The following is a 24,272-nucleotide window of genomic DNA, read 5'->3' as shown; positions in this document are numbered from 1 at the left end:
GGGTTGTCGGCCTGTGTCTCGGAATCTTGGGCCGATGCCTTGACGCGAGCCTGGCCGACCCCTGTACGTACGGAGGAGCGCTCCAGAACCCTGTTGTAAGGGGGTAAAGGGGCGGATCTTGGAGCCGAAGCGATTAGATCGAGCCACAACCGACCGTGATCCGCAAAGCCGCTTGACTGGCCTCTGTGCAGTGCAGGGAACATTAGGAGTCCACGTCCCGAAGCTCCCGTCCTTCCACGCGCCGCACAGAGGTATGCATGGCCATCGCACACCCTCAGACCCGTCAGTTCGAGTCGTTCGTCACGAACCTGTCGTACGCGCGCCAGATGGTGCGAGCAGGACAGGCACTGGAGGTGCTCAGTCCCAAGGGCATCGACACCGGCGATTTCTATCGGGCCGCCTGGGTGCAGTCCATCGCTGCTCTCGAACACTGGGTGCAAGAAGAGGTGTTGCGCCGGGTGGCCGAGGAAGCTGCCAAGGACGACCCTGACATGCCGCGGAAGCTCCGCGACTACCCGTTGCCGCTCTACTGCCTGGAGAGGGTGCAGCGGGGCGAATCGACCACCTCAGAGGTGGTCGCAGAGAGGGTGCGCCAGGACATCGCCCGGCAGACTTTGCAGAACCCGGATGCCATTGCGAAGGTGATGGCGCTCGTCACCGATGTCAAGGTGTGGCGGGAGGCTGCGAAGTGGGTCAACCGGTGGAGCCAGTACCGCACTTCATACGATGAGAAGCGGCTGCGCGGTAAGTACATCCTGCTGCTCCGCCGTCGAAACCAGATTGCGCACGACGCGGACCTGATCGACGGCGACCTCAAGCAGCGCCGGCCGATCGGCGAGGCTGATGTCACGGACGCGCTGAACTGGATCGAGCGGATCGCGCTCGCGCTCGCGTACGCACTGGAGGGAGAGGCTTCCAGCCCCTCTGGGCTTCCAGCTCCAGACCCGACTTCGGTGGAGGCCTCGGAAACGACGGGTGGAGATCAGTTGCACGAGACTGACTGATCGTTGTTGAGCCCTGCGAACTCGTCCTAGGGTCCTTGTCAGTCCTCTGGTTTAGCCTTCGGCCATGCGACCGCCTCTTGAGAACGTTCTGCGCAATGTGCTCGTAAGGAACCTGGAGTTGATCGAGCCGGGGCTCCGTCCGGTTCAGATTGAGGAGTACCCGCTCCCCAATGCCCATGGCACGAGGGGCAGCATCGACATCCTGGCTCGCGATCGCCATCAGATGTGGGTGGTCATTGAGCTGAAGCGGTCCCGGTCCAGCGCACGACAGGCCTTGCACGAAGTCAACAAGTACACGGAGCTTCTCTACCGGGAGAAGAACCTCGCGCCGGACCGCATCCGCGCCGTGATCGTGGCCATGCCGGATGACTGGGATGAGCTCCTGGTCGCTGTCAGTCACGCGGCACGTGACTGGAGCCATGATCTTCGCGGGTACCGGCTTCTCCTGGACGGTAGCGGTGCTCCTGCAGGGGCCGAGCGGGTGGAGCTACTGCCTCGGGCGTTCGAGCCTCGGGTTACCCCCATCCATAACCTGTTCTTCTTCGCCTCGGCGGAACAGCGCGATCAGGGCTGGAAGATCATCAGTAAGGTTGCGGACGAGCTTGGGGCGCTCGACCTACTAGCGGCGGATCTGGACCGGGTGGCGGAGAAGCACTACATACCTGCGCCTTTCGGCCTGTACCTTGCGGTAGGCCGGGTGAACGAGGAAATCGTCTCGGAAGAACTCCTGGACGGTTACGACGGGCCAGAGCCTTTTGCCGCCGAGTATCAGGCTGAGTACCTCGCCCTGTGCGCCATCTGCAATCTCCTTGCGCGCAGCGAGATGCGCGGCATGAACATGGAATCTGCTCAGCCAGGACTGCTTAAGAATCTTGCCGAAAACCCCAACTGGGCCGTACGAGGCTTCCGAGGTACCGGCGCTTACGACGATACTGCTGCCTTCGAGCAGCAAGACCTGTTCCGCTTCCTCACCGGGGACGAGCGAGGAGACAGTCAGGTCCTCTATACGGGTACCGCCAGCCCGCAAGTAGCCAGCCGCTGGAAGGCGTTTCGGCAGGAGATTCGGCAGAGCCTCGCCGGCAACCATGAGTGGGAGTCACTGGTGGAGAGCTGGCTAGACGAAGTGAGCCCAAAGGTCGGTGACGGAGACATTGGGCTGCACGTCTACAACCCGTGCAATCTCCTACAAGCAATCATCCACGGTTGGCCCGACCGGATGGAGGAGCTTCTGCCGATGGTCATGGGTGAAGCTGTATCCCGACACGGGCTGCGCAGTTCAGTGCGCGGCGCCCTTTGTTGGAACGGGCGAGGCATGCCGCTCCCCGATGCAGTACGGCTCGTATACCGAGACCCCTTGTTCCTCATGAGTAACATGTACGCGGGAACGGTGTGGGAACGCGACCGCGAGCTCCTAGATCTCCTCGGGCTGCACTACGTACTCCTGGAAAGCACCGGCCCCGCCCGGTCTGAGGCATCTGAATCCGACGAGCACCGCATCTGGGTGCAGCACGAGCAGGGTGCTCGATTCTATTCCGCAGCCTCGCATCCTCGCGAATACAGGCAAGCGTTCGCCAACATCGCGGCTGATGGCGAGATCGTCTCAGTTGGGCAGTACATCGCCAGGCACTCCCGCGAGGCTGAGATCGTGGCCAGGGAGTACCACGCTTTCATCCACACAATGTAGTGGACGCCGATCGCAACCAGAGTGACTGTGCGCCTTGGAGATGCGTCGCTAATGAGGTGGTAGCGGAGAGGCGCCTGTCGATTTATGTGGCTGGTTTCTGTCTGCACCGTCCGCGTGTCACCGATCGCGCGGATTCGCTGAGAAGAGTGGATTGGTAGCGCGCTTCTTGCACACATGCGAGGCGGTGGTCACGATCTCAAGGACAGCAGTCCGGCAGATCGGGGGTGGCGGTTGGCGAGCGTCTTTCAGAGGTGCAAGAGGGATGCCCGCGACGGTAACTACCCCTGCTTGCGTCCAAGGTGCGGTCATGCGTGGACCGTGCGGTATCGGGAGTTGGGCGGCAGACGGGGGCGGCAGCGGGAGAAGTCGTTTCCGCGGAGGGTCGGCTTGGACGGTGCGGACGCCTTCGCTGCCGCTGTGGAGCAGGATAAGCAGACTCGCGTGCGCGTCGATCCTGCTCGCAGCGCTGTGCCCTTGTCGGTCTGGGCCGGGGAGTGGCTTGAGCGACGAGTCATCGGTGAGGCGACCCGTTGTAACTACGAAGGGTTCGTTCGCAACCATCTCGTGCCGAGTCTTGGTCGTAAGCCGCTGGCTGGGTTGGCGCGGCGGGACTTTGAGAGGTTCGTCAAGGACATCTACCGAGGCGGTGCAGGGCTGGCTGCGTCGACAGTGAACGACCGCATGGTGATGGTGGCCGCCATCATGGAAGCGGCCGTCGTCGATAAACGCATCACTGAGAATCCTGCCCGGGGCATCCGGGTATCCCGTAGGGATGCTGTGGCGGTGGACGAGGACGCAGTGCCGACGCCAGCTGAGGTTGATCTCATCGCTGCGCACATCACGCCACAGTTCCGCCTAGCCGTCTACCTTCAGTCCGGCACCGGCCAGCGACCCAGCGAGGCCCTGGCCTTCTCCACCGAGTGCAGGCGGTCTAGCTTCGTCAGAGTCCGATGGCAGGTGAGTGCCAAGGCGCACCACGAGGACTGCCCGACACCCTTCGTCCCCCTGAAACATCGGCTGGAGAAGGAGTACCGAGACATCCCCACCGCCCTGTTCGTCGAGCAGGAGATCGATGCTCATCTCCGCAGGTGGAAGCCGGTGCCCGTGGCTTTTAGCGGGCAGAAGGGCAAGCGGATTCGGCTCGAGACCTTCTTCGCCCCGCGTCAGCCTGGCGCCGGGGTGATGCCGTCCATCGCGTCCTACGGCTACCAGTTCAAGAAGGCATGCCTCTTGGCCGGCCTGGTCGATCTGGACGGCAAGGCCAAGTACACGCCTCGTAGCCTGCGGCACTTCTTTGCCTCCACTGCCCTGGCCAACGGTGTGCCGATCCACGAGGTGTCGCGCTGGCTGGGACACCGTTCGGTCAAGACTACGGTCGATATCTACGGACATCTGCTGCCCAGCGCGTGGGAGCGCTGCCGGGAAGTCTTGCAGCGCTCCATGCGGCCCGTGACCCCGGACGTGGTGTCCCTGTCGTCAGAGGAGGCGAGCTCGAGCGCCGGCAACCGAGCTGTGTAGGCGTACGAGAGCTGGCTGGCCTGCGTGGTGCTGGGATAGAACGCCCGTGCTGGGACGCCCTCTATAAAACCCGTGTTTCTGCAGGTGGGAGCTCTGCGCTACAGGTTCCGCTTCAACGTGTAGTCGTGCCACTACTGCACGCCGATTGATCAGTCAAGCGTGCAGGTCAGAAGGGGTCGACTCCTGATGGAGTCGACCCCTTCGTCGTCACCGTGCTGGATGGCCACTTCCGGAACCGTGTTTCCGCAGGTCGGATCTCTAGAGCGTACGGCTCCTTGAGGTGCGGGTGGCAGCGTGAGCCGTCTGCTCAGCTGTTCAGTTTCCGGCGCCGTCGTTGTTGGCGTCCTCGTCGCGTGCGCGAGGTCCCGCAGGCCGGTGCGGGCTGTGTCCGGTGCCCCAGAAGTACGGGGGAGCCATGTCGTACTCGCCCGGCTCGTACCGGTCCTGGTCCTGTTCGCCCGAGCCGCTCTCCGTCGCCCCCGGGGCGGACGTGCCCTCCCACCCCGCGTCGCCGAACGGGGGGCTTCCGGGAGCCGGGAAGCGTGGCGACCACGGCCCCGTGGTGCCGTCCCCGACCGAGGGCCCGGTCTCCGGATCCTCGCCCTCGCCCTCGTCGGGCGCGGGGAAGAAGGCCCTCACGATCTCCTCGGCGGCCTCGTACAGCCCCGTCGCTTCCAGATCCCGGATCACCCGCCGTACGAACACCGTGTACGCGTCCATGTCCGGCTTCAGGCCCACCGCCGCGAGCAGCAGGAGCAGTCGATCCGCGGCTCCCACCTCGGCCTCGCGGCCGTACGTTTCCGTTTCCTGGTCGTGTCCGTCCCACGAAGGGCTCCCGACGGTCGCTTCGCTGCGGGCGGCCACGGGCGGGACGAGCAGGTGGCGGAAGAGCTCGGGCACCTCCTCGTCGTTGGCCGCCGCCGTGATCTGGGCGAGCGGGCCGATCATGGAGACCGCCTTCTCGATCTCGTTCTCGTGGCGGGCCAGCCACCAGACCACCGCGCTGCCCGCGCTCTTGAGCACGTCGTCACCGAGGTAGCGCCGCTTGTCGCGCTCGCGCTGGCGCTCGTACTCCCAGATCTCCTCGTCCTTGCGCAGCTCGTCCAGCTTCCGCAGGCGCTCGCGGTCGGCTGGGGCGAGGGTCAGCGTCACATCGGCGGCCATGGCCCTCACCCGTCCGCTCCGGTCCGGGAGCGGGACGCCCAGCTCCCCCTCCAGGAGGTACCGCGCGAAGCTCGCCCGGCCCGGCTCCTCCTCGCGTACGACCTCCAGCGCCCGGCTGACGACCGAGGACGCGGCGAGAGCCGCGAAGGTGCCGTCGTACCGGTCGGCGTGGTCGGGGCCCGGCCTCCACCACACGGTGGCGGAGAAGAGGAAGTAGTAGCCGTCCACCGCGCTCGGCAGCCCCGCGTCGACCACCCGGGTCTCCCGGTACGGCTGCTCCGCCGGCACCACGGTCGGCTCGGGCCCCTCGTGGTCGTACGGGTCGGCCGGGGCCCGTCCTCCGCCGAGGAGCGTCATCACGAGCAGCAGGGAGCCCGAGGCGGTGACCATGGACATGAAGCCCCACAGCCAGGCTGACCAGTGCTGGAGGTTTCCGATCACGGCCGGTGCGAGGCCGCAGAGAGCGACGAACAGCAGGCTGGCGACGCGGTGTCTCATCATGTCTCTTCCGTGGTCCGTGGTCCTGCGCCCGGACGGTTCGTACGGGCGTACTGCGCGTGGTCGATGTGCTGCCAGAAGTGGGCGGCGACCGCCGCCCGGGACGGGTGGCGCGCGTAGCGCACCCAGTCGCTGGCGATGACGTAGAGGCGGTGGAGGGCCACCGAGCGGCCGTGTGCCGCCCGGACCATCACGCCGAGCGCCATCCCCCGCGTGCTGTCGCCCGCCACGGCGTCCAGCCAGCCGCGCACCAACGGGTCCCAGAGCTCCGTCGGCGGCTGGGAGAAGACCGCGTCCCAGCCCTGGAACAGAACCGGCCACGGTGGCGGATCCGGTGTCCGTTCGCTCCCCAGCAGTTCGGTGAGCAGCCGGAGAGGGGACTCAGCCTCTCGTGGGTCCCGGCGGGCCCGGTTCCGCAGGTCCTCGAGGAGCGGCCGGTAGAGCCTGCGGTCGCGCTCGACCAGGTCGAGAAGGGCCTTCCGGGCCTCGTGCGCGGCTTCCTCCCGCCGTAGGGCGAGGTAGCGGAGACGGACCATCGCCTGATGCGGGTGGGTCGGGCCGAGGCTCTCGAGACAGGCGGTGCTCAGGACGCGGATGAGGCCGTTCGACAGGGAACCGGACCGGACGCAGTCGTAGATACGCCTGCGGAACCATCCCCCGAACTTCTCGTGCCCGATGCCGAGTCGGAGTGCCGTCAGGGCCCGTGGTTCGCAGGACGACCCGGCCGCGCCGTCCGCCCAGCGGACCACGAGGTCGAAGAGGTGGTCGGGCCGCCCGACGGCCAGGGAGCGTTCGCCGAAGCGGACGACGACGTTCATCCGCTCGTCGGCGGTCAGCCCGTCGAGCCCCGCCGCACGGCCGATCCAGTTCCTGAGGTCGTCGCGCATCCCGGGGAAGTTCGCCCAGAAGTACGTCCGTACCGCTTCGGCGTAGGCCAACTGCCCGAAGCGGAGCCGTCCGTCCGGATCCCGTTCGATGCCCAGCGTCGTCAGCCGCTCCCCGAAATCCGTCCGTGCGAGCTCGGTCGTCCCCTCCTCCTCGTGCCGCACCGTCCTCATCAGACCGTGCCACGCCTTGTAGACGGTGTCGGCGTGGACCTCCTCGAACATCGCCGTCGCGAGCAGCAGGGCCCGCTCGTGCGCGGTGCGGACCGCGATCACCTGGCGGCCCGCCTCGCCGACGCGGTCCGTCACCGCGTGCATGGCCTGGTCGAGCCACCCCGCGAAGTCGGTACCGAACCGGCCGCTGTCGCGGGCGGTCCTCACCAGCCCCGCGAACCGGGCCAGTTCCCGCATCGGGGAGCGCTCGCACAGCCGCCGGAGGTCGGCGCTCTCCAACTCCGCGGGACGGAAGGCGATCCGGTCCATCCGGAGGTACCGGGTGACGACGGCGATCCCACGGGGACGCCCGAGCCGCACCACGTGCGGTTGGAAGTCCGGCGCGAGGGCGTGCCCGAGCTCCGACGGCAGCACGGCGACGAGGTGCGCCCCCGCCTCCTGCACCTGGGACCGGCGCAGGGACAGGAGGCGCTGGGCCTGTACGTACTTGGTCTCTTCGGTGATGGCGGAGAGGTCGAAGAGGAAGCGGTCGCCTTCGCGCGGGGCGAAGCGGTCCTCGCCCTCGTCCAGGGCGGAAAGCTCCTCGAACCGGACGTCCTCCTCGGGGGCACCGTTGTCCTCACCCAGCCCGTGCAGCAGCATGATGGCCGCCGCCCGACGGCCGCTGCCCGGCGAGGCTGTCAGGAACACCGTTGATCCGGGCTTCTCCAGCCGCTCGGCGGCGACGCGGTACTCCGGGGGCGGGACGAACCGGTCCGCCAGGTACACCCGGTCCTCACGGACGATCCGGAGGGACTCGGCCCCGCGTCGGACCCTCCGGTGCGTACCAGTGGAGTAGAAGTGGTTGTGCTGGGCCCCCGCGCCGTTGTTCACCGGGCCGCTCGGATCGTTGACGGTGACGTGTTCCCACGCCCGCTCCCACGTCCCCTCCGGTTCCCGCCCCTGCTCCGTCATCGTCCGTCGTCCGAACGCCGACGCTCGCGCTCGAAGCGCTGGTGGACCGTGCCGCTGTTGTCGCCCGCGGTGAACTGGACGCCAGTGTTGTCGCCCTCGAAGTGCGGAGCGTTGTACTGGTGGCCCCGGCCGGTGTTCACCGGGCCCTGCGGCTTGTTGACGAACGTGCCGGACAGATCTCCGTTGAGGTTCCCGATACCGCCGTCCACCCGCTGGTCGACATCGCGCGTCCGCATCCTGGTGTGTCCTGAGTCCCGGGCCGACTCTTCCTGGAACTGTGCCTCCTTGCGATCCCGCGCCGCCTGGGCGTCGCGGTCCGACGAGTCCAGCTCGGGCAGCAGCCGGACGAGCGTGTCGCCGAGCGCCGTCAGGTCCGACTCCGCGTTGCGGTGGTCGAACCGCTTGTACTGGCAGTCCGCCAGTTCCCACAGGTCCTCCGGGAGGACCGTGCGGTCGATCCGCGTGGCCTTGCCGACGAGCACAGGGATCACCAGGGCTCCACGGTCCAGTGCGGTACGGATCTCACGACGGGTCCAGTCCTGCTCGGCTTCGAGGGCGGGACGGCCGTCGGCCCCCCGCACCTCTGCCCAGCGCGGGCCGATCACGGCGAGGAGGGCCTCGCACTTCTCCATGGCCTTGACCAGTTCTGAGGGGAAGCGGTGTCCGGGCGCGATCGAGTTGCTGGCGAAGAAGATCCGGTCCTCACCGAACCGCTGGGTGAGCTCCCGGGCGATCATGGCGGCTGCGGACTCCTCGTCGCCCGTCCGGTAGTTGACGAAGACGTCGGTCATGAGAGTTCCTCCGTGAGAGGTGGATGACGGGTGTGGACTGGACGTGGGGACGCCCGGCCATGACGCTCCGGCCGCGCGAGGGCATGGCGCGCCCGGAGGCTGCGTGGAAGGGGGCGGCGCGGGTGCCGGGGCCATGGCTGTGGAGCCACCTGGGGCGCCGGTCGCTATGTGGCGCGCCAGCGGGGAAGGCCCCGTCAGGGGTTCTGGATCCCGGAAGGCCCGGGTAACCGGCCGGTCCGGCGAGCCCGATGGCTCAAGCCGGTGCGGTCCGTGGCGGTGGTGTCAGCCGTGTGAGGGAGCGAGAGCCCGCGCCAGCGCCGGCTGCAGGTCGTGGACGGCCCGGCTGCTCCGGAACCGGGAGAGTTCCCGTGCGAGCCGCCGTACATCGCTGTTCACCGTCGCGGAGGGCACGGTCGGCATCACTCCGAGGAACTCCCCGGCGATCGTGCACGCGTGCTCGACCTCTCCGGAGGCGGCGTGGGCCAAGGCCCTGCGGAAGCCGTAGCGGGCGCGGGTCCGCAGCGCGTGCGGAGGGAGGCGGCGGCACTCCCGGTCGAGGATCTCGGCGGCGGCCTTGGGACGGCCGAGGTCGTACAGGCACCAGCCGGTCGTCATCGCCGCCGGATCGCTCACGTGGGTGGTGCCGATCACAGGCTCGGTACCGCTGCGGGCGTCGTCGGAGGCGAGTAGTTCCCGCGCTCTGTCGAGACTGTGGAGGCAGTCACGCTCGTCGCCGGTGAGCGCGTGTCCCTGTGCTTCCCGCTGGGCGGCGAGCCCCCGGATGCGCGGGGGAAGTCCGCTGCTCTGGGCCTGGCGGGCCAGAGCGACGGTGCCTGCGGCGTCCCCGCCGTAGAACGTGACCAGGGCGCGTCGCACGAGTGCGTAGGAACCGAGGTGCGGATCGCCTCCGGCGCGCGCGAGTTCAGCTGCCTCCCAGGTCCAGCCGAGTGCCGCGTCGCTGTTGCCGGCCTCCTGGGCCATCCAGCCGGTGAACTCCGCGAACCGGGAGGCGAGCAGGAGCGCGGGGGCCCGCGTGGCGGACGCGGCACTGGCTGCCAGCCCGGTCACTGTGCGTGTCTGCGCCTCCAGCAGGGGAAGCAGGACCTTCGGCGCGGTGGACTGCCCGAGCTTGCGCAACTGGTCGAACTGCATCCGGAAGGAGGGAAGGAGCGGGTCGGTGGTGGCGGGGAGCGCCTGGCCACTGAGCGTGAGGCCGAGGTCGATCAGCGCCCCGGTACCCGCCGCGAGGACCTCCCGGCGCCCGACGGCCCAAGGGCTCGGGGTGGCGGGGGGCTCGGGTGCGTCCGATTCCGTCTCGGAGCGGATGGCCAGACGCTGTAGCTCGCCGTTCGCACCGAGGAAGGCGTCGCACCGCCGTGCCAGTTCGGGGGAAGCGGACCGCTCCCCCCGTTCGACCTTGCTGAGGTGTCCTTTGTCGTAGTTGAGCGCCACGGAGAAATCGGTCAGAGAAAGCCCCGCTTCCTGTCGTAAGCGGCGAAGTTCTGGGCCGAAAGGCTGAGTTGTGCTCACCATTGACCTCCTCTTGAGCGGTGACTGTGAGAGCTGTGCGCCCTCACAGGGGACTTCCGTCCGACGTTCACTGGACTGACGCGACAGTCGACGCAGTGAACACCCTTGGTGACGTCGGTGTTGCGCTTCGCATCTGGAAGTGAGTCTGGCACGAGGGGCGCCTCAGGAATCGAGGTTCGACGGGGTTGCCCGTTGCCTCTTCCGTTCTTCGTTGCTTGCGATCTGCTCCCCGTCGCGAACGGATTCGGTCACGAGCGGAACGGAGTGATCGAGCGGGAAGGGGGGGGCGGGGGCATGTGGTTTCCGGTCGGTGCGGGGCCGGGGGCCCGTGGGAGCGTCCCGTTTTCGGCGTCCGTCCCCCGCTTGTGCCCGGTCTGTTCGGAGCCTTGTCCGGCGCCTGCCCGGGGGCTGTCCGTGGTGGGTGGCAGGATGCGCGGGACGGGAGAGAGGGGAGCGGTGTGGGGCGTAAGGAGCGGGAGGTTGTCGCTCGGGGGGTGCGGTTGGGCGAGGGGGCTCGGGCGGCCGTCGGGGATCACGGGCGGGCCGTCGAGGCCGTACGGGAGGCGCTCCGGCCGCTCCATGACGCCGCCGTCCGGCGGGAGCTGGACGCCATCCCCCTCGCCCGGCTCCAGGACGCCGCCGGGGGGCGCCTCCGGCTGGGGAACGTCGAGAAGAGCGGCCTCGGCACCGTCGGCCGCGTCCTCGCCGAGCCGCCCTACCGGCTCCGGCAGATCCCCGGTGTCGGGCAGCGCACCGCCGACCAACTGATAGCCGCCGCACGCCAGTTCTCCGAGGCCGTGCACGAGACGGTCGCCGTCCACATCGACGTGGACCGGCCCGAGCCCGGCACCACCGCGCTGCTCGCCGCCCTGCACGTCCTGGTCGAGGCCGGTCCCGACGCCCGGCGCGCGGTGGACCGGGCCACCGCCCTCACCGGCCGTCTCGACCCCCTCCTGGCCGCCGCCCGGCCCGTCGCCGGACGGCTCCGGATGCTCCTGGCCGGCCGGGAGGGGCGGGCCCGCGCCCTGGAGGCCGTAGCCGAGCTGCGTGTCCTGACGGACGAGGCCGAGGAGTCCGGCCTGCCCGGTCTCTTCGCCCAGGCCTCCGTGGACCTGCTGCGCGGGTTCCCCTCCGACACCGCCGCCCTGGTCGACTTCGAGCTGCGTTCCGCCGAGTACTACGGGCTCCTCGCGGAGGTCTCCAGTCGTCTGCCCGACCCGGCCGCCGCCGAGGGCTTCCTGCCGGAGGAGGTCGCCGAGCGGGTACGCGCCCAGCGCCTCGACGACACCCACCGCAGGGTCTCGCTGCGCGGCTACCAGGCCTTCGGCGCCCGCTTCGTCCTCGCCCAGCGCAAGGTGCTGCTCGGCGACGAGATGGGCCTCGGGAAGACCATTCAGGCCATCGCCGTCCTCGCCCACCTGGCCGCCGAGGGGCAGAGCCACTTCATGGTCGTCTGCCCGGTCGGCGTCCTGGTGAACTGGACCCGGGAGATCGAGGCCCGCAGCACCCTGCGCGTCACGCTCCTCCACGGCCCCGACCGCCACCGGGCCTTCGCCGACTGGAAGGGGCGCGGCGGGGTCGGCGTGACCACCTTCGACGCGCTCCGGGGCTTCCCCGCCCCGGGCGGCGGCGAGGTCGGGCTGCTCGTCGTCGACGAGGCCCACTCCGTGAAGAACCCCGAGGCCAAACGCTCCCAGGCGGTCGCCCTGTGGACCGAGCGCTGCGAACGCGGCCTCTTCATGACGGGCACCCCCATGGAGAACCGCGTCGACGAGTTCCGCAGCCTCGTCCGGATGCTCGCCCCCGGGGTCGCGGACTCCCTCGGCGAGCGGGACTCTCCCGGCGGGCGGGGGCCGTTCCGTGAGCGGGAGCCCCTCGCTGAGCGCGACGCCCTCCCCCACTCGGTCGCCTTCCGCCGGACCGTCGCCCCGGTCTACCTGCGGCGCAACCAGAAGGACGTGCTCACCGAACTGCCCAGCCTCCAGCGGACCGACGAGTGGGAGCGGCTGAGCGGTCCCGACGAGGAGGCCCACCGCGAGGCCGTCCGCGCGGGCGGCTTCATGGCCATGCGCCGGGCCGCGTACGCCCGTCCCGCGACCTCGGCCAAACTGGACCGGCTCCGCGAGATCGTGCGGGAGGCCGCGGAGAACGGGCAGAAGACGGTGGTCTTCTCCTGCTTCAGGGACGTCCTCGACGCGGTCGGCGGGGTCCTCGCGGACGGTTCGGCCGAAGGCCGCGGTGGTGCCACCGGCGACGCTTCCACCGGTGGCTTCGCCGACGCTTCCGCCGACCGTTCCGCCGGTGGCGCCTCGGTGTTCGGTCCCGTGTTCGGTCCGCTCGCCGGGAGCGTTTCCGGTATCCGGCGGCAGCGGCTCGTCGACGACTTCTCCGCCGTCCGGGGCCCCGCGGTGCTCCTCGCCCAGATCCAGGCGGGCGGTGTCGGCCTCAACCTCCAGGCCGCGTCCGTCGTCGTCCTCTGCGAGCCGCAGATCAAGCCGACCCTGGAGCACCAGGCGGTGGCCAGGGCCCATCGCATGGGGCAGGTCCGGCCCGTACGGGTGCACCGGCTGCTCGCCATCGGGGGAGTCGACGAGCGCATGGTGCGGATGCTGGAGGACAAGACCCGGCTGTTCGACGCCTACGCACGCCGTTCCGCCGTGGCCGAGGCCACCCCGGACGCGGTCGACGTCACCGACGTCGAGCTGGCCCGCCGGATCGTCGAGGACGAACAGGCCCGGTTGAGCGCGGAGACCGACGCCTCGGGAAGCTGAGGGCCGGAGCCCCGGCCTTCTCGGGGCCCGGCTTCCCAGGACTTCCGGCTTCCCACGGGCTTTCCGGCTTCCCTGGGCTCTCAGGCTTCCCTGGGCTCTCAGCCGGGCCTGGCTTCCCCGGGCTCTCCGGCTTCCCCGGGCCGGGCTTCCCCCGGACCCTCGGACCCTGAGCACGAGAGTCCCTGAGTATTCAGGACTCCGGGAATCCGAGTCCCCGGGAATCCGGGTCCCTGGTACCCCGACCCCGGGACCCCGAATGCCCAGGGATCCGGCCCCGGGGTGCCGGAACTTCGACTCCTCGGTTCCTTGTCCCTGAGAGGCCCTGAGGCCCCCGGACATCCAAGCCCCCGAGTCCCAAGCCACCCCGGGACCCGTGAACCCCGAGCCCGCCAAGCCCCGAGCCCGCCAAGCCCCGAGCCCGCCAAGCCTCGAACCGCCGCGCCCCGATTCCTTCACCCCCTCAGTCCTCACCCCCTCAGTCCTTCACCCCCTCGGACCCCGACCCCCAGCCTCCCCGTCCGTCCGCCTGGCCCCGACTTCCCAGATTCGCGGGATCTCGGCCCGGTCCCACACCCGAGTTCCGGGCTCCTGACCCCCGGCCCCCGCACCTGCCCGCAGAGGGTGCAAATCGCCCCGTACCGGCCCCGCGTCCCTCCCCGCCCCCCGCCCCGACCCCGGGCCGTGACCGCTCGTGAACGCTCTGGTACCGGAGTGCCCGGCCCCCTCCCGTTCACCTCCGTTGTCTTTCGGCCGACGCCGGTCCACCGGGGTCACCGGGGCGTGGGCGGCCCCCGTGTCCCACGTATCCTCGACTGCTGGGGAAGGGGACGGGGGAAAGACCGCGGAGGTGTATTGGTGGAGTTCCGGCTGCTCGGCTCCGTTGCGCTGGTGACGGAGGGCGGGGACGTGGCCCTGGGGCCCGCCAAGCGGTCCAGTCTCCTCGTGATGCTTCTGCTGCGCCCCAACAGCGCCGTGAACACACAGCAGTTGATCGACGCGTTGTGGGAGGAGGAGCCGCCCACCCATGCCAAGACGGTGCTCCAGGGGCATGTCTCACGGCTGCGGGCGCTGCTCGCCGAGCACGGCGCGGAGGCGTACGGCGTCGAGCTGGCCACCCAGGGCTCGGCGTATGTGCTGCGGATGCCCGAATCGCTCGTCGACGCCCACCGGTTCGAGGAACTCGTCGGGCTCGCCGGGGTGCAGCGCAGACCCGCCGACGCCGTACGGATGCTCCGCGAGGCCCTCTCGTACTGGCAGGGGCCCGCGCTCACCGGGACCGTGCACAGCCGTCCCCTCGAAGCCGCCGCCGGGGGTCTCGAAGAGCTGCGGCTGGCCTCGGTGGAGGCGCTGGCGGCGGCGTACGGGGAACTGGGCGAGCACGCCAGGGCCGCCGCCGTACTGCGGACCGAGGCCGTCGCGCACCCCCTGCGGGAGTCCCTGGCCGCCGCGCTGATGCTGGCCCTCGGCCGCTCCGGGCGCCAGTCCGACGCGATCGACTGGTACCACCGCACCCGGCGACTGCTCGCCGAGGAGCTGGGCGTGGACCCCGGCGAGACCCTCAGCGAGGCGTACGCGACGCTGCTGCGGTCCGCCGAGCCGGTGCCCGCGCCGGGCCCCGCCGCCCCCGCCGAGGCCCCCGCGCCGGAGGGCCTGCCCCGGGCGCCGCGCGGTTTCACCGGGCGCGGCTCCGAACTGGCCCTGCTCGACCGGACCGTGCGCGGCGGCGACGGTCCGGTCTGTCTGGTCACCGGGCCCGCCGGGGTCGGCAAGACGGCGTTCGCGGTCCACTGGGCGTACGAGCGCCGCTCCGACTACCCCGACGGCCGGCTCTTCGCCGATCTGCGCGGCTTCAGCGACACCCCGGCGCCCGAGACCGCCGCCGTGCTGCGCGAGTTCCTGCTCGCCCTGGGGGTCCCGCCGCGCCGCATCCCGGAGGCCGTGGAGGCGCGGGGCGCGCTGTTCCGGTCCCTGACGGCGGGCCGCAGACTGCTCGTCCTGCTCGACAACGCGCGCTCGTCCGAGCAGGTCAGGCCGCTGCTGCCGGGCGGCGACCACTGCGCGACCCTGGTCACGAGCCGCGACCGGCTCGGCGGCCTCGTCGCCTCCGACGCGGCCCGGCCCGTACCCCTCGGGCTGCTGCCCCCCGCCGACTCCGCCGCGCTCCTGACCACGGTCCTCGGCGGGGAACGGGTCGCGGCCGAACCCGTCGCCGCCGCGCGGCTCGCCGGGCTCTGCGACGGGCTGCCGCTCGCGCTGCGGGTGACGGCGGCCCGGCTGGCCGAGCGGCCGCGCTGGACGCTGGACGCGATGGTCGGTGAACTCGCGGACGAGCAGGGCCGGTTGATGCTGCTGGACATCGAGGACCGGGGGGTGTCGGCCGCGCTGCGGCTCACCGTCCAGCAGCTGCCGGAGTCCGCGGCCCGGCTGTTCCGGGCGATCGGTCTGCACACCGGCTCCGATCTGGACCGGTTCGCTGCGGGGGCGCTCGCCGGGACCTCGCCCGCGCAGGCGTCCGCCGACCTGGACCGGCTGGCCGCCGCCCACCTGCTCACCGAGTCGGTGCCCGGCCGCTGGATGCCGCACGACCTGGTGCGCCTGTACGCCCGGCACCTCGCCGAGGACGCCGACCCGGAGGGGCTGCCCCGGCTCTTCGACCACTACCTGTACACCGGGCTCGCGGCGGACGCCGCCGCCGAGCCGGGCTCCCAGCCCTGCTATTCGCTGCCCGCCGACGCCCGGCGGCCCGCCGCCGCCCGCGAGTTCGAGGACCGTACGGCGGCCCTCGACTGGTACGTGGCGGAGCGCGTCGCCCTGGAGGGCGCGGTGACCGCCGCCGCGGCCCTCGGCCTGCACGACCGGGCCTGGCGGCTCGCCCTGCTGCAGTGGCCGCTGATGCTGATGCGGACAGGGGACGGCTGGACACCGCTCCTGAAGGCGGGGCTGGCCTCCGCCGAGCACATCGCCGACCTGGACGCGCAGTCCCGGGTGCGGGCGCTGCTGGGCTGGATCCTGCACGCGGAGGGCCGGGACGCGGAGGCGCTCGTCCACCTGGAGAAGGCGCCCGGTCTCGCCGCCCGGGTCGGCGACACGATCAGCGAGACCATCGCGTACGTCAACTACGCCGCCGTCCTTGACGCGACGGGGGAGCACGAGCGGGCCGGGCTGCTGATGGTGCACGCCGTCTCCCTCGCCGACCGGATCGGGCACCCGTCCACCCAGGTGCTGTCCCTCCAGCACCTGGCGGCGCACTGCCTGAGGGCCGGGGACTTCGAGGCGGCGCTCGCGCACACCCTGCGCGCGGGGGAGCTCGTCGCGCCGGAGTCGGTGGTCGTCCAGGCTCAGCTGCAGATCGTCAGGGGCGAGGCACTGGCGGGTTCCGGACGCCTCGAAGAGGCCGCCGACCAGCTGGAACGGGCGATCGCGGCGTCCGAGGCGGCGGGTTTCCCGGAGGGGTCGGCGCGGGCCGCCGCGCGTCTCTCGCGGCTGACAGCGGATCGTTAGCGCCGCGCAAGCGGGACGGCAGCGCGGCGCCGGAAGCTGAAAGAGGCCCACCACCTGGAGGGCTCGTACCGCGTCACGGGGGAGAACCACCATGCGTCACCACCACAGGTCCGTCGTCCTGGCCGCCGTCGCCGCCGCCCTCTCGCTCGGCCTCACCGCCTGCGGCGGCGGGGACGCGGCGACCGGCGCCAAGGACGCGGGCAACGCCTCCGCGCAGGCGCCCACGGGCGCCACCGGAGACGGGGCCGCCGCCGAGGGCGCGACGGACCGGACCGCGGCGAAGAGCGGCGGCTCGGGCGCCACCGGCGCTTCGACGGGCGGCTCCACCACCACCGGCGGCAGCGGCTCGAAGGGCTCCACGGGCGTCTCCACCACCGGCTCGTCCACCGGCTCCACCGGAGGCGGCTCGTCCACCGGCAAGGCCCCGGCCTGCGCCTACGGCGACATCAAGGTCACGGCGGCGAAGGCCGACGAGGTCCCGACCGAGCACATCGTGCTCACCGCCACCAATGTCTCGGGCCGCGCCTGCACCCTCCTGAAGTACCCGCTGCTCGCCTTCGGCCCGATCCAGACCGCGAAGGACGTCCCGGCGGTCGCCAAGAGCAGGCCCGCCGCCCCGGTCGTCCTGCGGCCCGGCGCCCCCGCGTACGCCAACGTCCGCGTCTCGCTCGGCGGGGTCCACGAGAACAACAAGGTCGTGAAGGAGTTCAACGTGAACCTCTTCGCCGCCGACGGCCCGGCCGAGGGCAGCATCGTGGTGAAGGCCCCGGCCGGTGGCGTGGCCGTCGACGGGACCACCGCGAAGACGGGTTACTGGACCGAGGAACTGCGCAACGGCGCCGACGAGTTCTGATCCGGCCGTTCTCGTACGGTCGGATCTCGGCCGCCGATCCCGGCCCGCGTGGCGAACGGCGTCCGGCCCGTGCGCGCTCCGGCTCCTCGTCCCCGTCTCCTTCCCGTTCCTCGCCTCCGTGGCGCCCGGGGCTCGTCCCCGCCCTGCCCAGGGCTTGCCTCCCGCCCCGCCCAGGACCCGCTTCGGGTCCCGTGCGGGGCGGTGGCGCGTAACGCCCCCGTGAATTACCCCGTGACGGGTGTGACGGGAGCGGCGCCAGAGGGCTCGGCTGCGCCGGGTGTCCGGAGAGCGGTGTCGTGCGGTGAAGCGCCAGGTGAGCGCGTTCCCGGTGGGGCGGGTACAGGGACGGGGGTGCCCGCCGGTGACCATGCGCCACGTCATGTCCGTTGTGTGGCACGGGTGTTGCGGACTGTCGGGCGCTCTTGTGGGTTTTCTATGGATCAGTCAATCTTTCGGTCATCAGCCGGTCAAGCGAGTCGGTGCGAACCTCGCATCGCCTTGTCATGAGCCTGCTAAAAAGTGACCACCATGCCCGTGCGCACCTCTGGTTCCCCCCACCGCACGTCCTCATGGCGCCACCCCCCACCACACCCCACATGCACACAGCGACACCCAGCCCCACGCACCACAAGCACCTCCCCCCACAGCACCCCCACACCCCCCCCACAGCGATGCCCCCACGGCAGAGCACCCCCACACGAGGAGGACACCTCACATGTCAGTGACGCGTGACGCACGTCGGAGAACCGCCACCGCCGCGGCCGTGGCAGCCGCGGCCCTCGCGCTCGGCTCGCTCGCCGCCTTCCCGGCCGCCGCCGCGCCGACGGCCCCCCAGGGCGTCATCGAGAACGCGGGAGCGCCCGGGACCATCGCGGGCAGCTACATCGTGACGCTCGAAGGATCGGCGCCCGCCGCGAGCGCCGAGGGCCGCGCGGTGGCCGCCAAGTTCGGCGCGAAGATCCAGCGCACCTACACCTCCGCGGTCAACGGCTACGCCGTCGAGCTCTCCGAGGCGCAGGCGAAGAAGCTCGCGGCCGACCCGGCGGTGACGTCGGTGGTCCAGAACCGGGTCTTCACGGTCGACGGCACGCAGCCGTCCCCGCCCTCCTGGGGGCTCGACCGGATCGACCAGAAGGCCCTGCCGCTGAACCAGAGCTACAGCTACCCGGACAGCGCGGGCGAGGGCGTCACGGCGTACGTCATCGACACCGGCGTCCGGATCACCCACGCCGACTTCGGCGGGCGCGCCTCCAACGGCTACGACGCCATCGACAACGACAACGTCGCGCAGGACGGCCACGGCCACGGCACCCACGTCGCCGGCACGGTCGCCGGTACGGCGTACGGCGTCGCCAAGAAGGCGAAGATCGTCGCCGTCCGCGTCCTCAACAACTCCGGCTCGGGCACCACCGCCCAGGTCGTCGCGGGCATCGACTGGGTGACGCGGAACGCCGTCAAGCCGGCCGTCGCGAACATGAGCCTCGGCGGCGGTGTGGACACCGTCCTCGACCAGGCCGTCCGCAACTCGATCGCCTCCGGCGTCACCTACGCGGTCGCGGCGGGCAACTCCAACGCCGACGCGAACAACTTCTCGCCCGCCCGGGTCACCGAGGCGATCACGGTCGGCTCCACGACCAACACCGACGCCCGCTCCAGCTTCTCCAACTACGGCACGGTCCTGGACCTCTTCGCGCCGGGCACCTCCATTACCTCGTCCTGGAACACCAGCGACTCCGCCACCAACACCATCTCCGGTACGTCGATGGCGGCCCCGCACGCGGCCGGTGCCGCCGCCGTCTACCTGGCGGGCAACCCGACCGCGTCCCCGGCGCAGGTCTCGGCCGCCCTCACCTCCGCGGCCACCCCGAACGTGGTCACCAACCCCGGCACCGGTTCCCCGAACCGGCTCCTGTACGTGGGCGGCGGCTCCACCAACCCGCCCACCGGCCCGAAGTTCGAGAACACCGCCGACTACGCGATAGCCGACAACGCGACCGCCGAGTCCCCGGTCACCGTCAGCGGTGTCGCGGGCAACGCCCCGGCCGCCCTCCAGGTCCCGGTGAACATCGTCCACACCTACATCGGTGACCTCCAGGTCCAGTTGATCGCCCCCGACGGCTCGGCGTACACGCTGAAGGCCTTCGGCACCGGCGGCAGCGCGGACAACATCAACACCACGTACACGGTGAACGCCTCCGCCGAGGCCGCGAACGGCACCTGGAAGCTCCAGGTCTCGGACAACGCCGCCGCCGACACCGGAAAGATCGACTCCTGGGCCCTGCAGTTCTGAGCCCGACCGGCTGAACGGTGACGTGTGAGGCACGAGGGGCGGTCGCCTACGGGCGGCCGCCCCTTCCGGCTGTCCTCCTCCTGCAATTGTTCCCCGCTGCCGCTGCCGCTGCCGCTGCCGCTGCCTCCGGCCCCCGCCCGAATGTCCTCACCCGAATGCCCTCCCCGCCCGAATGTCCCACCCGCCCCCTTTCGCCCACCCCGCCCGTCCGCGCCCTCCCTTCGGCCGCGTACGATGCGCGCTCGATCGTTTGTTCGCGCCGACCGCCCCGAATCAGGAGCCCGCCCCCGTGGAGCCGACCCAGCCGACCCCACCGCCCCAGCAGCCCCAGCAGCCCCAGCCTCCCAAGGGGGGCCCGCAGCAGGGGGGATGGCCCGCCCCGGCGCCGGGCCCGTACACCTCCCCGGGGATGCCGTACGCGGCGGGGCCCTACGGCGGTCCGCCCGGCACGGGCCCGTACGGGCAGCCCCGGCGGACCACCAACGGGCTCGCCATCGGCTCCCTCGTCTCCGGCATCGTCTGCTGCCTCCCGCCCCTCGGCCTGATCCTCGGGCTCGTCGCCCTCCCGCAGATCAAGAAGCGCGGGCAGGAGGGCAAGGGCCTCGCCGTCACGGGCATCGTGCTCTCCGTCGTCAGCTGTCTGCTGGTCGTCGTCGGCTTCGCCACCGGCGGTGTCCGTACGGCCTGGGACGGATTCAAGGAGGGGGTGGACGAGGCCGCCCACTCGAAGTCGCCGATGGACCTGCGGACCGGACAGTGCTTCGACGACCGGAGCGCGGAGAAGGCCGAGTACACCACCGGCGTCACCGTGGTCGACTGCGCCAAGCCGCACGAGGGCGAGGTCACCGGCGACTTCAAGCTCACCGGTTTCGAGGCGTGGCCCGGCGAGGACGCCATCGACAAGATCGCGGAGAAGCGCTGCGAGACGGTCAACGGCGCCTACGCGCTGGACACCTGGGCCGTGCCGCTCGACGCCTGGACGTACTACTACCTGCCGAGCAAGCAGAGCTGGCGGCTCGGCGACCGGACCGTGACCTGCGCGTACTTCGGTGACAAGAAGAAGCTCACCGGTTCGCTGCGCGCCGACGCGACCACGCTCGACGCCGACCAGGTGCACTTCCTGAAGACGCTCAACCCGATCGAGACGGTGTCCTACACGGAGCCCGAGGCGGACCCGGACGAGGACCTCGCGGCCAACAAGAAGTGGGCGGGCAAGATGCTCACGGCCATCGACGGGGCGCGGACCGGACTCCGCGGGCACGTCTGGCCGGGCGGGGCCAGGGCCCAGGCCGACGCCCTCGGCCAGCAGCTCGCGGAGGCGTCCGAGGACTGGGGCAGGCTGGCCTCCGCCGCCGACTCGGAGACGTACTGGGTGGCGTACGACGCCGCCTGGGATTCCCTGCCCGACGATCTCGGCGTGAAGGTCCGCACCGCGCTCCGCCTGACGGCCGAGCCCCCGGCGGACCCGGGCACGGACACCTCGGTCTGACCACGGGGGCCGGGTACGGCGACCCCGGTCAGGGATCTCTCGTACGGTCCCGGGCCCGGAGTTTCCCCCAGGGGGACGCGGGTCCGGGATTTCCCGTACGGGTCCCGGGTACGGGGTTTCCCCTACGGGACCCCAGTGCGGGATTGCCCGTACGGGGTTCGCCCTACGGGTCCCGGGCACGGGTTCCCGTAAGGGTTCCGGGCACGGGAACGGGGCCGGGTCTCCTCGCGGAGGCCCGGCCCCGTCGTGCGCGGACCGAGACGGTGTCCCGGGGACGGCGGCCCGTGACCGACCGCCGTTCCGGTGCACCGCGTACGGCGGGACGCCGGTCCGCGGTCAGGGGCCCGGCCGCCCGTGCGGGGCGGCCGGGGAGGGGATCAGCGGCGGGTGAGACCCCGGTCGATGGCGGTGATCAGCTCGCCGTTGGCGGTGTCCCCGTCGAGCGACCAGATCATCGCGCCGCCGAGCCCGTTCTGGCGCACGTACTTCGCCTTGGCGCGCAGCACGGTCGGGTCGTCGTACGTCCACAGGGTGGTGCCGTCGAAGAGCCAGGCGTGCCCGTCGCGGTAGCCCCGGTAGATCTTGTACGTGCCCGAGGCGGCCAGGGTCTTCAGGTGCTTGTAGTCCTCCGAACCGGCCGTCCAGGTCGCGGGGGCGGGGCCTGCGGCGGGCTGGCCGAGGCCGTCGCCGCCGCCGGTGACACCGGTCCAGCCCTGGCCGTAGAACGGCATTCCGACCACCAGCTTGTGGGCGGGGGCGCCGCGCCGCAGCCAGTCGTTGACGGTCTGGTCGACGCTGAAGTCGTTCCTGGCGTAGAGCGCGGACTGGTGGTTCGCGGTCGACTCGCCGGACACGTGGAAGTCGTAGCCCTGGAGGTTCACGAAGTCGAAGTCCCGCATGATCTTGGCGACTTCGAAGCCCGCGTCGATCTTGGCGGGGGCGGTGGGCACGTACGCGCTGAGGTCGTAGTGCTTGCGCTTCGGCAGGGAGCGCCCGTAGGTGTCGAGCTGGGTGCGGAACTCCCGTACGAGCTTGGTGAAGTTGGGCTTGTCCTCGGGGCGGATCACGTTCCCCGGGGCGCCGTCGGAGCCCGGCCACTCCCAGTCGAGGTCGACGCCGTCGAACACCCCGGCGGCGGCACCGGCGCCGCCGCGGGCACCGTCGACGGGCAGGTTGCCCTTGATGTACGTGTCGATGCAGGAGGCGACGAGCTTCTTGCGTCCGGCGTCGGTGCGGACCGCGTCGGAGAAGTGGGCGGAGCCGCTCCAGCCGCCCAGCGAGATCATGACCTTGAGCCCGGGGTGCTTCGCCTTCAGCTCGCGCAGCTCGTTGAAGCTTCCGGCGAGCCGCTGGTCGGCGGTGTCCCCGACGCCGTCCACCGAGGAGGCGGCGTCGACCGGACGCACGTAGTCCGCCCACGGGTCGGAGCCGGGGAGGTTGCCCATCTGGCACTTTCCAGCGGCGTCGACCACGCCGAAGGCGTAGTTGATGTGGCTGAGCTTGGCGGCGGTGCCGCTCGTCTCCAGGTCCTTGACCTGGAAGTTCCGGCCGTAGATGCCCCACTGGGTGAAGTAGCCGATGCGCTTGAGCACGGGCTTCTGCGCGGCGGGCTGGTGGGCGTCGGCGGCGGGGGCCAGGGTGGCGAGGAGGCCGAGGGCGGCCGCGGCGGCGGTGCCGAGGGTCAGCTTGGTCATGGCTCTGGGACGCATGGGCTCGTTCCTGTGCGAGGCGGGCTGGAGCGTGCGGCGTGCTGGCAGGAAAGTATTGGTCTGTACCAATCAGGTCAAGGGGTTCGGCGGCATTCGATCACGTGGCTACGGCATCGATCGGCGGGCCAAGCCCCTTGAGGACGGCGGAGGTTCGGTGGAAGAGGGGTCGGCGGCGAGGGGTGGGCCGGGGTGGATCGGGGGCGCCCCGGCGGCGGGGTCGGCCCGTGGTGGCGGGCTCGTCCGGGCGGGTCGGGGCCGGTGGATCCGGCGCGGTCCTGCGGTGTCTAGCCCGACGGGTTCCCGGGGGCAAGGGGTCGGACCCTTGCGTCATCACTTCGAGTGAAACTCTGGCCCATGCTTGCGGACCGCGACCGAGGGTTGTCACTCTGTAGCTGACAGTCAACCTGAGGGGAGTGTCCAGTGACGTTCGGTGAGCAGCCCGCCTATCTGCGCGTGGCGAGCGATCTGCGGGAGAAGATCGCCAACGGCTCGCTCCCGCCGCACACCCGCCTTCCCTCGCAGGCGCGCATCCGCGAGGAGTACGGGGTGTCGGACACCGTCGCGCTGGAGGCCCGCAAGGTGCTCATGGCCGAGGGTCTGGTGGAGGGTCGCTCCGGCTCGGGGACCTATGTGCGCGAGCGGCCGGTGCCGCGCCGGATCTCCCGCTCCGGATACCGCCCCGCGACCGGCGCCAACCCCTTCCGGCAGGAGCAGGCGGACGAGGGGGCCCGGGGCACCTGGGACTCGAACAGCGAGCAGGAGCCCGCCGCCCCCGAGGTGGCCGAGCGGCTCGGCATCGAGCCGGGGGAGCGGGTGATGCGCACGCGGTACGTGTACCGGGACGGCGGCGAGCCCATGATGGTCGCCACCTCCTGGGAGCCCCTCGCGGTCACCGGCCGCACCCCGGTGATGCTGCCCGAGGAGGGGCCGCTCGGCGGCTGCGGTGTCGTCGAGCGCATGGCGGCCATCGACGTCGTGGTGGACAACGTGGTGGAGGAGGTCGGCGCCCGGCCGGGGCTCGCCGAGGAACTCCTGGCCCTGGGCGGGGTGCCGGGCCATGTGGTGATGGCCGTGGAGCGCACGTACTACGCCTCCGGGCGCGCCGTCGAGACCGCCGACGTGGTGGTCCCCGCCGACCGCTACCGCCTCTCGTACCACCTGCCGGTCCGGTGAGAAGGAGCCCCGGGGCCCGCGCGGCGAGCCGCTGACCGCCCGGCGGGCCGTCCTGTGACTGGCCGTGGGCGGCCTGGCGGCTGACGGTCCGCTGCGCCGTGACCGACCTGGTCGGCGTCCGGCGACCCGCGACCGACCGCGTCGTGACCGGTCGTCGGCGATCCGGCCGTCGACGACCGACGCCCGGCACCTAAAGCGTGTTGCAGAAGGCTGCGGTGCGGGCATTTCCCTTGTATGCGTGGGGTGTTGAAGGCTGAGTCGTTGTGGGTGGAGACGTTCACGGGT

14 protein-coding genes are annotated in these 24,272 nt (G+C 71.0%); 9 read left to right on the top strand and 5 right to left on the bottom strand.

Going from position 1 to position 24,272, the window contains the following annotated elements; translation table 11 throughout:
- Positions 1–257 precede the first annotated feature (257 nt).
- The 3 genes from ACIO92_RS28385 (at position 258) to ACIO92_RS28375 (ending at position 4,206) form a co-directional block, all read left to right on the top strand.
- Positions 258–1,004 carry a hypothetical protein gene (locus ACIO92_RS28385; RefSeq protein WP_402059850.1) on the top strand — a complete coding sequence of 249 codons (747 nt, stop codon included), beginning with the start codon at positions 258–260 and terminating at the stop codon, positions 1,002–1,004.
- A gap of 64 nt (positions 1,005–1,068) precedes the next feature.
- Positions 1,069–2,688, top strand: a complete 1,620-nt coding sequence (locus tag ACIO92_RS28380) for an endonuclease NucS domain-containing protein (RefSeq protein ID WP_402059852.1) — start codon at positions 1,069–1,071, stop codon at positions 2,686–2,688.
- A 417-nt stretch (positions 2,689–3,105) separates the two neighbouring features.
- Complete coding sequence (locus ACIO92_RS28375; RefSeq protein WP_402283295.1) at positions 3,106–4,206, top strand: tyrosine-type recombinase/integrase; 1,101 nt, start codon at positions 3,106–3,108, stop codon at positions 4,204–4,206.
- A 315-nt stretch (positions 4,207–4,521) separates the two neighbouring features.
- Here ACIO92_RS28375 and ACIO92_RS28370 read toward each other — a convergent pair whose 3' ends face one another.
- The 4 genes from ACIO92_RS28370 to ACIO92_RS28355 form a co-directional block, all read right to left on the bottom strand.
- Complete coding sequence (locus ACIO92_RS28370) at positions 4,522–5,871, bottom strand: hypothetical protein (protein ID WP_401240849.1); 1,350 nt, start codon at positions 5,869–5,871, stop codon at positions 4,522–4,524.
- On the bottom strand, positions 5,868–7,880 hold the full coding sequence (locus ACIO92_RS28365) for a hypothetical protein (RefSeq protein ID WP_402283292.1): 2,013 nt from the start codon (positions 7,878–7,880) through the stop codon (positions 5,868–5,870). Before ACIO92_RS28365 ends, ACIO92_RS28370 begins: the two co-directional genes overlap by 4 nt.
- A complete protein-coding gene (locus ACIO92_RS28360) occupies positions 7,877–8,671 on the bottom strand; it encodes a toll/interleukin-1 receptor domain-containing protein (protein ID WP_366440106.1) in 795 nt (264 codons plus the stop codon). The genes ACIO92_RS28365 and ACIO92_RS28360 overlap by 4 nt, the downstream gene beginning before the upstream one ends.
- Positions 8,672–8,953: 282 nt before the next feature.
- A complete protein-coding gene (locus tag ACIO92_RS28355; RefSeq protein ID WP_402283290.1) occupies positions 8,954–10,204 on the bottom strand; it encodes a helix-turn-helix domain-containing protein in 1,251 nt (416 codons plus the stop codon).
- A gap of 455 nt (positions 10,205–10,659) precedes the next feature.
- Between ACIO92_RS28355 and ACIO92_RS28350 the strand changes: the two genes are divergently transcribed.
- From ACIO92_RS28350 to ACIO92_RS28330, 5 genes are all read left to right on the top strand, one after another.
- Entirely contained in the window at positions 10,660–12,972 is a 2,313-nt protein-coding gene (locus ACIO92_RS28350) for a DEAD/DEAH box helicase (RefSeq protein ID WP_402283288.1), read from the top strand.
- An 855-nt stretch (positions 12,973–13,827) separates the two neighbouring features.
- Complete coding sequence (locus tag ACIO92_RS28345; RefSeq protein ID WP_366440109.1) at positions 13,828–16,473, top strand: BTAD domain-containing putative transcriptional regulator; 2,646 nt, start codon at positions 13,828–13,830, stop codon at positions 16,471–16,473.
- Positions 16,474–16,564: 91 nt separating this feature from the next.
- Positions 16,565–17,326 carry a DUF4232 domain-containing protein gene (locus ACIO92_RS28340; protein WP_402283286.1) on the top strand — a complete coding sequence of 254 codons (762 nt, stop codon included), beginning with the start codon at positions 16,565–16,567 and terminating at the stop codon, positions 17,324–17,326.
- 715 nt (positions 17,327–18,041) lie between these two features.
- Positions 18,042–19,616: a S8 family peptidase gene (locus ACIO92_RS28335; protein ID WP_366440111.1), complete on the top strand. Its 1,575-nt coding sequence runs from the start codon at positions 18,042–18,044 to the stop codon at positions 19,614–19,616.
- A 409-nt stretch (positions 19,617–20,025) separates the two neighbouring features.
- Positions 20,026–21,105 carry a DUF4190 domain-containing protein gene (locus ACIO92_RS28330; RefSeq protein ID WP_402596788.1) on the top strand — a complete coding sequence of 360 codons (1,080 nt, stop codon included), beginning with the start codon at positions 20,026–20,028 and terminating at the stop codon, positions 21,103–21,105.
- A gap of 377 nt (positions 21,106–21,482) precedes the next feature.
- Here the strand turns inward: ACIO92_RS28330 and ACIO92_RS28325 are convergent, their stop codons facing one another.
- Positions 21,483–22,814 (bottom strand): glycoside hydrolase family 18 protein, encoded by a 1,332-nt coding sequence (locus ACIO92_RS28325; RefSeq protein ID WP_366440113.1) that lies wholly within the window; start codon positions 22,812–22,814, stop codon positions 21,483–21,485.
- Positions 22,815–23,234: 420 nt separating this feature from the next.
- Between ACIO92_RS28325 and ACIO92_RS28320 the strand changes: the two genes are divergently transcribed.
- Entirely contained in the window at positions 23,235–23,987 is a 753-nt protein-coding gene (locus ACIO92_RS28320) for a GntR family transcriptional regulator (protein ID WP_351792672.1), read from the top strand.
- The last annotated feature ends 285 nt before the right edge of the window (positions 23,988–24,272 follow it).

Origin of the sequence: Streptomyces sp. NPDC087215 (assembly GCF_044744885.1) — a bacterium.
Taxonomy (GTDB): Bacteria; Actinomycetota; Actinomycetes; order Streptomycetales; family Streptomycetaceae; genus Streptomyces.
Note: the sequence above shows the minus strand (reverse complement) of the source record. Positions and strands in the feature narration are given on the sequence as shown.